The 8,360-nt window shown below is 61.3% G+C and carries 5 protein-coding genes; 2 read left to right on the top strand and 3 right to left on the bottom strand.

What is annotated here, in order from left to right:
• On the bottom strand, nt 1-796 hold a 796-nt coding region (locus tag FJ404_18605; GenBank protein MBM3824862.1), incomplete at its 3' end, for a dihydrodipicolinate synthase family protein.
• 627 nt (nt 797-1,423) lie between these two features.
• Between FJ404_18605 and FJ404_18600 the strand changes: the two genes are divergently transcribed.
• Complete coding sequence (locus FJ404_18600; GenBank protein MBM3824861.1) at nt 1,424-1,930, top strand: DUF4149 domain-containing protein; 507 nt, start codon at nt 1,424-1,426, stop codon at nt 1,928-1,930.
• 424 nt (nt 1,931-2,354) lie between these two features.
• On the opposite strand, the gene FJ404_18595 is transcribed toward FJ404_18600, so the two are convergent.
• A complete protein-coding gene (locus FJ404_18595; GenBank protein MBM3824860.1) occupies nt 2,355-6,224 on the bottom strand; it encodes a c-type cytochrome in 3,870 nt (1,289 codons plus the stop codon).
• Between the two features lie 7 nt (nt 6,225-6,231).
• Between FJ404_18595 and FJ404_18590 the strand changes: the two genes are divergently transcribed.
• Entirely contained in the window at nt 6,232-6,642 is a 411-nt protein-coding gene (locus tag FJ404_18590; GenBank protein ID MBM3824859.1) for a hypothetical protein, read from the top strand.
• Between the two features lie 24 nt (nt 6,643-6,666).
• Here the strand turns inward: FJ404_18590 and hprK are convergent, their stop codons facing one another.
• Nucleotides 6,667-7,638, bottom strand: coding sequence for an HPr(Ser) kinase/phosphatase (hprK, locus tag FJ404_18585; protein MBM3824858.1), 972 nt, complete (start codon nt 7,636-7,638; stop codon nt 6,667-6,669).
• Nucleotides 7,639-8,360 lie beyond the last annotated feature (722 nt).

The following is an 8,360-nucleotide window of genomic DNA, read 5'->3' as shown; positions in this document are numbered from 1 at the left end:
GGCCCAAGCCGGTCTCCTGCAAGGCGAGCTTGATGTACTGGACGAATTTGACATGCACATCCAGATGCAGGAGGGGTGTAAACCATCGGTAGAGTTTGCGGGCCCCGTCCCAATCGCCCGATCTCGTCAAATCCCAGAGCCGCTGGTTCTCCGCCGGAAACGCAATGCCGGTGCCAGCCACCCAGCCATCGATGCCGAGGATCGCGCTTTCGAGAACCAAGTCGTCCACCCCCGTGAAAATCCGGTAGCGTCCGCCCACTGTGTTGTGCAGATCCGTGATGCGCCGCACGTTGCCCGAGCTCTCCTTCAGGGCCACCAGGTTCGGCGTGTCCGCCAGCCTGGCAAACATTTCGGGCGTGATGTCGTTCGCGTAGCTGATCGGGTTGTTGTAAACCATGATCGGCAGCTCCGTCGATTTCGCCACCGCTCGAAAATAGGCGAGGATCTCCCTTTCATCACCGCGATAGAGCATGGCCGGCATCAGCATGACGCCGTCGGCCCCCAGGGCTTCGCACGCTTGAACATAGCGAATCGACTCGCGAGTGCTGCTTTCGGCCACGCCGCTGAGCACCGGCACCCGGCCGCGGGCCGTCTCCAGTCCGAGACGGATAACCGAAAGTTTCTCCTCATGCGACAACGTCTGATTTTCGCCCAGGGATCCGCAGAGAATGAGTCCGGTCACGCCCGACTCGACCAAGGCTTCAAGATGCCGCGCGGTGGCTTCGAGATCGAGCGAGCCGTCTTTGCGCATCTGCGTCGTGACGGCGGGGAAGACGCCTTGCCAATGACATTTCATACCCAAAACTTGCCTGTCATGTGTGAACTCTCCTGATCGAGCCCGCCGGGTTTAAGTCCCAGGACTTCTTCGCAGCCAGGACGCGCCTGCGCGGTATCGCGGACGGAATAACCAAAATATGCGGCTGCGGAAATCTTCATGCTGCGCTAGGATGACACCGCGACTTTCCACAACGGACCCAGCGGGGTCAATGCTCGTCGCAGGTTCCCTGGAGAACACGGTGCATCCAGAGGTTGTCGGTGGCCGGGTTGTCGTGGTAACGCAGACAGCCTTGTCTGCTGTTTCGCAGGCTGCCCAGCCTGCGGGGCGACGAAGGAAACCAGGCGCGTGGAGAGCATGGAAGGGCCTCGTTCTTCACCCGCCGGGCCGACGGGCCGTCGGCGATACGGCAGGCTGGGCAGCCTGCGCTACACTACACACAACGGCTTCGGGATGCACCGTGGAGAACAGACCCATCCGCCAAAGGCCGCTCGGACCGCGCCGTTCGCGCCGCGTCAGCGCAGAATTTCGACCTGGGCTGCAAACACCCCGAGCTCCGGGATGTCCCACTCAAGCCATGGCGCGCGGGCGCGGGAGCCCTGTGGTTCACCCCTTTGCTTCCTCGTGCCTCTCTGCTAACGTCGCCGCGTGTTAACCTTCCTTCGCTTCGCGGGATTGTTGAATGCTTCCATCTGGATGGGCGCGGCGGTTTTCTTCACCTTGGGCGCAGGTCCGGCATTCTTCTCCGACGACATGGCCAGTATCCTGCCCAAGTCCCACGCCGGTGCCGCCGCCCAAATCGTGTTGCAACGCTATCTTTGGTTTCACCTCGTCTGCGGGTTGATCGCGCTCATTCACCTGCTCGTGGAATGGCTTTACTCCGGGCGCCCGCTGTCCCTCTTTTCCACCGGACTCGTTTCCGGCATGCTCGTGGTATCCGCAGCGGGGGCGTTCGGGCTGTTGCCCAAGATGGGAAAACTGCACCGTCAGATTTACTCTCCGCAAAACACGACGGAAGAAATCGCCGCCGCTCGACGATCTTTCGGCCTCTGGCACGGGGTCTCGCAAGCGGCCAACCTGGGGCTCCTTGGCGGCATTTTGGTCCACCTCTGGACCACTTCGAAGGATCCCAAGGCGCGCCGGTTTTTTCTTTGAAAAGCTGTTTCGAATTCGGGCTCTAAGCCGCCTATTTCATACTCGACTGGGTTTGGAAACGTTCCCCATTGAGTTTCAGCCATGCGGGTTAGATCAAACCGAATTCCGCCCCAGCCAGCCAGCCAAGGCGTGCTGAGTCATTCCGCCAGAAGCCAATGCTCGGGTTGTGATCACAGCCTCCTCCTCGGTCGCGGCCAATGGCCTAACTCGAATATTTCATACTGAGCTTGAATCCGCGACCGTGTGCCGCGTGAGGGCATGCGGCCTACCATCGCGACTGCCTCCGTGTTTGCAGGCCCGGTGTCCTCACCGGGCGTCCCGTGCATGAAATACGCGGGCCAACCGTTTCGCCCTGGAACCTTAAAACGTGTGGGCGGCCATGTCGAAAGTAGACGGGGAGAACGGAAGCACGTTCACCCTCTCACTACTCGTGCCTGGCTTCTCGTTGATCGAGGAGAAAAGCCATGAGATCCGCCAGGGCCGCCTCAGGGAAGGCTTCCCCAAAATTGTCAGGCATCAGCGATGTTTCCGTCTCCGTCATGGACTGAATTCGCGCTTTGGAGATCAAGATTTCACGGCCTGCGGAATCCGCAAGCACCACGACTTCACCCTCCTCGCGCCGGAACAGTCCGCTGGTAACCTCCCCATCCTTGAGCGCGACCACGCGCGAACGGAAGGCCCGGTCCACATTGCGATTGGTGTCCAGCACGTCTTCCAGCAAACGCTCGAGCCCGCGCTGTCCGATCCCGTCCAACTGCGGTCCCACCAGCCCTCCGTCCTGCCCAAGGCGATGGCAAACCTTGCAATTCTGAGCGAAGAGTTCCGCGCCTCTTTCCTTCGAGGCCGTGGCTGGATTGAAGGTGCGCCGGCGATATTCGATCATTTGGGCGCGGGCGGTGTTGACGGGAGGAAACTTCGCCGTCAAAGCCTGCAAAGAGAGTTTCTCCGCATCGGTAGCCCGGGCGAGGAACCGGTCTTTCACGACGGCTTCCGCCAGCAACACAGGGGGCAGTTGACCCGACTGCGCAAACCCCAAAATCGTGGCGGGAGGAAAATGACCGGCCAGGGCCGAAGCCAGACGAACTTGGGCTCGATGCGGCGCGGATTTCCAAAACTCGCGCGACCAATCCTGAAAATTGGCGGCGCTCTGCCTGAGGACTTCATCCGCCAGGCGAACCCGGAAGCCGACGGGCATGGCGTTGTCCGCCGCCGCTTCCGCGGCAATCCTCAAGGCCGGTTGGGATCGCTTTGCGGAGAGGGATTGCGCGACGGCGGCACGGGCCAGGATCTCGGTGCCGGGCTCGTTCAACCACCGCTCCAGAGTGGTGTCAAATTCGGAGCCCTCCACGCCCCGGGCGATGTCCGCCACAACCTGCTGGCGAGCGGCCACCTGGGCCGGAGACTGCGCGGGCCAGGGCGCCACCGGAGGTTCCACACGTCCCACGGCAATCCAGGCATAGGCGCCGCCGTTGTCACCGTCCGTGATCTCCAAATACAGCTTCTCTCCACGCACCCGGGACAAGTCCCACTCGACACGCTGCGCCTGGTCGTTGCGGGGTGCGGGCGCGCGAAAGAGTTCTTCGTGATTCGCCGACCTCCGCAACCGCGCAAAGTTTCGTCCTTGCGACGACTTGCCGGGGTCGCCGTCGTGGCCGGCAAGATAGAAGGAAATCTTCGCGGGCGCCTCGAAATCTCTGGATCGCAAGGATCCCGTCAGGAATTCACCCTGAAGCAGGGAGGAAAGCATGCGCGCCCGGGACCCGTCGGAGCAGGCACGTTCCTCCCATCCCCAAGGATTGTTGAGCGTGAGGGCGTCAGGCAGCGGGACGTTCCACCAAGCGCCCTCGGCCGGCGTCAGCGATTGGGTCAGGCGCCGGGCCAAAGCCACCGACCATTGGCGCAACGACTCCGGAACGGCACCCCCGCGCTGTTTCAATCCTTGATCCACCATCTGGTACAGTTCCCATTCCGCGTCAAGATCGGCGCTGAACTGGCGCGCCGCAAACTCCGCCATCAACCCGAGCTCGGAAGCGGGACCAAATCGCGCCGCATGACGGAGAGCTTCCATGAGGGATGCCCTCTCGCCGGGCTTCCACACCGAAGCCGTCTGCAAGGCCAGCCGCCCGCCATCCTCGGTCTTTGCACCCAGCGACGCTTCGGCAATCCTCCGGATCCTCGAAGGATCCGCGCCCGCTCGATTCAGTGATCGGGCGATGGCGTCCACCAACAGGTGGTCGCGGATGGATTTGCGCGCCACATAAACGAGGTGCGTGTCGGCGGCGGGAATCGTCCCGGCAAACGCCAGAACGGCTTCAAACGAACCAAGCGAGGGATGCCGACCGAGGGCCTCCAGCGCACATCGCTGCACCAGCGCGTCGCTGTCCTTCAAGCCATCCAGAGCCAGTTGGGCCGCTTCCGCAGGCCAATCTTTCATCTCGGTGAGAATGCGGGCGGCATGCACGCGCACGAGCCGGTCGGAGTGGCGGGCAGCCCTCGTTAAACGGGAGAGTTCCAAGCCCCCGGTGCGGGACAACACCCACAATCCATGAGCCCAGGTTCGGGCGTGGGCGTCCGGTTCGTCCAGCACGCGCCGGACGGGTTCGATGGCGGAAGAACCGAAGCGGTCGCACAGTTCATTCATGACTTGCAGGCGCCACGTCAGGTTGGCATCGGCCAACTCGCGCGCGAGTTCGGGAGCGGATGCTTTGGCGAGATCGAGGGATCGGCGGTGCGTCTTAAGCCGCCCGTCGGATCCGCGGTAAACCACGCGCCAGAGGCGACCCCGTTCGCGGTCGCGGCCCGGATGCATCAACGGCACTTCATAATGACCGATGATGCGGTTGTAAAAGTCCGCAATGTAGAGCGCGCCGTCAGGCCCGAGCTGGTTGTCCACCGGACGAAACCACGGATCATCGGAGACGACGAAATCCGGCAATTCATTCGCCTTCGGACTGGATCCCGTGAAAGTCAAACGGTCGCGATTCACCCGGCTGGTCATGACGTTGCCGACGAACGCGTTGGTCTGGTATTCCACCGGCCACAAATTGTCGGCGTAATACACCATGCCGTCGATCGCGGTCGAACCGTGCGCGTGTTCCATCATCGCCGGAGCGAAGCCAAGCCCGTCGTGAGGCTTGCCAAAACTGGGATAAAAACCGCCGGCCAGGAGTTGGTACATCGGGGAGCTGTGGCAGTCGCTCGTGTAGAGGTTTCCCTCATCGTCCCAGGCGGTTCCGAAAGGGTTGACCTGGCCCCACGTGTGGGGTTCCACACGCGATCCGTCCACCCGGAACCGGTAGGTGTTGCCGGAGTTTAAGACCAGAGTGCTGCCGTCCCTCGCCCGGAACGTGGTGTTGTTGTTGAATCCATGCGTGCCGTAAAGCCATCCGTCGAATCCTCGTTTGAAAGAGGCGATGTTCCCGTGGGTGTCGCGTTCGAACCCGAGCGGACCGAACAACGGGTCACGCCGGTCGGCTTGGCCGTCGCCATCGGTGTCCCGAAAATACCAGACATGAGGAATGCTCCAGGCGATGACGCCCTCGCCGTAAGGATAAAGGCCGATGGGAATGTTGAGGCCGTCTGCGAACACGGTCATTTTTCGAGCGCGTCCATTGTCGTCGAAATCGGAGAACACGCGGATGCTGTCCCGGGCCGGCTTGTCGAGCGGGGCGGCGAACGGATACTCCCTCGATTCGGAAACCCACAATCGGCCTTTCCCGTCGAAGGCGAGGTTCATGGGCTTGCGAATCTGGGGTTCCGCCGCGACCAGCTGAATCTCGAAACCGGGCGGCAATTTGAACCGCTTCTGCTGCTCCTCGGGTGTCAGCGGATCCGTCGTCCGCACGCCTTCGGCGAAGGGATCGTCGGCCTGCAGCGGCCCGACCACCGCGAGCAGCACGCCCAGACACACGGCGGCGGAAAGGATGCGGAAAGGGCTTGAGGACCAAAGGGAGGCGAAGTGGGACCCATTCATAAGTGGAATCAACATCCCACCATGACCCGTGCGAATCCGAAAACTCAATTTCTTTATCGAGGCTTGCTGACCAAGACCCTGAGAGAGACGAAATATTGTTGCGGCAAGGTTGAACGCTCCTCCCACGTTCGACCGGGTTATGGTCAACCCGATTCCCGTCACGACACGCGACGCCAAAGCGCCAGAGGACTGGCGCAGTCCAAGACCTGCCGGACGCTCCGGCGGCCTCTCGGTCGCGAAGCGTGCTGGAGTGCGGCAGTCTTCTGCCACTTTTCGGCGGCTGCCAGGTCCGAGACCGCGCGCCATCGATGAGTGAAGCATTTGCAGGGTGTCATCTCAGATGGATCTGCTGGGCTCCATGTTTTTCCGCACTGCGGAGTATTTTTCACTTGGGCTTTTACAGGCCTCCATTTCTGCCGATCCATTCGAGATAAGCGCCTCTCCGGAATCAACAACCTTCAACCCGCCTAACGTCCAGCGAGGTCCTTTCCAGAGGCCGGGTCTGGGCTGGAAATGCTTTGTGGTCGCGGGCACCCTGTTTGCGGGGTACGTGCTTTCGTTTGGCCCGGTGATGAAATGGTCAGGCGGGCCGTTCCAGATGTCGTCGATGGCGTGGACGCTTTATGCCCCCCTTGCAAAACTTCACGCGCAAAACGGTTTGCCCGCTTGCGTGATCCGTTCGTATCTGAACTTGTGGGGCATTCGCATCGATCTCAAGACCGGCGAGCTCAAGGACTGAGGCTTTGACTTGAGTCAGCGACGGCTACTTGCCTTCCTGGGAAACCACCGGCGGCGCCATCTGGGCGAGCAGGCGCTCGTTGAGCTCCTGGGCGGGGTTGTAGCCGCTGGCTTTGAGCTTGGCTTGCAGCGCCGCAACTTCCACCAGCCGCGCCAAGTCCCGGCCGGGACGAACGGGGATCGTGATGTGGGGAATGTCGATGCCCAGAATCTTCAGAAACTCCTGCTCGATGCCAAGCCGGTCCACGTCCGGAACGTCGTCCCAAGCCTTCAACGTCACCACCAAATCCACGCGCTTGTCGGCACGAATGCTGCGGACACCGAACATGCGCGCCACGTTGATAATCCCGATGCCGCGCACCTCCATGTGATCTTTCGTCAACGGTTTGCTGGTGCCTATCACTTCGCGCTCGTCCAGCAAGCTCACCAGGGTGATGTCGTCCGCCACCAGGGAATATCCGCGCTCGATCAAGGCCAGCACGCACTCGCTTTTGCCGATGCCGGATTCCCCGCGGACGATCACTCCGGTGCCGAGGATATCCACCATGCTGCCCATGAACGTTTCCCGCGGCGCGAATTTCTGCTCCAGGGCGAAGGTCGCCTTGTTGATGAAGCGCATGGTGATGAGGGGAGAAGAAAAAACCGGCACCCCCGCCGCTTCGGCCCGTTTCAAGAAAGGGGCGCCCGGACGCAGATGGCGCGAAAAAACGACGCAGGGGATTTTTTGGCTGAGGAAGTATTCGACTCGCCGCCAGCGTTCGGACTCCGGCAGGGACTTGAGAAAATACACTTCCGCGTTGCCCATCACCTGGACCCGGCGAGGGGCAAAATACTGGGTGAAATCCGCAAGCAACAATCCGGGCCGGTTCACCGTCGCTTCCCGAATCGGACGGCCCAGTCCCGCCTCGCTGGTCAGCAGATTCATCCCAAGCGCCTCGCGGTGGGTTTCATAAAACTCCCTCACCGTGAACGGGGCGGTCTTGGACTTGGAGGCCATCGTTGAATTCAAACCGCCGCGCGCTCAAAAAACAATCCGCGCTTTCGAATCGAGGTTCGACCTCTCAGAGCTCGTCCTTGACGACGACGGTGATTTGCCGCCGAACCGCGCTCGCGATTCAGGCAAGACGTTCAGTTGGCCCGGACCGTGGTTCGGTCGGACAACCAAATCATATCCTTGTTGTTGGCGGAACCTACATTGAGCGGCATGGCACTGAAACGAACCTTTACCACGGTGCGAGGATCGAGCCATTTCTTGATCTCCGTGTGGCCATCCGCGAAGGAGAGGCCCGCGGCGCCGTTGTGATAACTTGCGGGATAATCGATAATCTTGGCCCGAGCCGGAGCGTCGATCATCATGTTGGCGAAGCCGCCGGCGTTGATGCTGTCGGGATGCTCGTCCAGTAACACATAAAGCATCGAGGCGCCTGCCGTCTGAAAATCGGATGTCTTGTAATACACTTTCCAGGTGCGCTGCGATTCGTTGTAATCGCCCGGCAGCCAACCGCCTGGACCACCCATCGCCTGGCTCATGCCCATGCTGCGAATGCGGGAATGCCGCTTGCCTCCGATCGTAACATAGCTGAAATCGGCCGGGCATTTATACACCTCCGCGCTCGGAAGATACGGCGCGAATCGCGAACGCTTCGGGTCAAGCAAATCCAGAATGTTGGTGTTGTCCCGCGTGGAAGCGCTGTAATCGAGCCAGCCCGAAACCCAGGC

The sequence above is a fragment of the Verrucomicrobiota bacterium genome, assembly GCA_016871495.1.
Classification (GTDB): Bacteria; Verrucomicrobiota; Verrucomicrobiia; order Limisphaerales; family VHDF01; genus VHDF01.
This window is presented reverse-complemented; position numbering and strand designations above follow the sequence as displayed.

What these genes read in the sequence shown, in the direction of transcription:
- hprK (MBM3824858.1), bottom strand. Translation starts at nt 7,638, where the DNA reads ATGGCCTCCAAGTCCAAGACCGCCCCGTTCACGGTGAGGGAGTTTTAT.
- FJ404_18595 (MBM3824860.1), bottom strand. Translation starts at nt 6,224, where the DNA reads ATGCTTCACTCATCGATGGCGCGCGGTCTCGGACCTGGCAGCCGCCGA.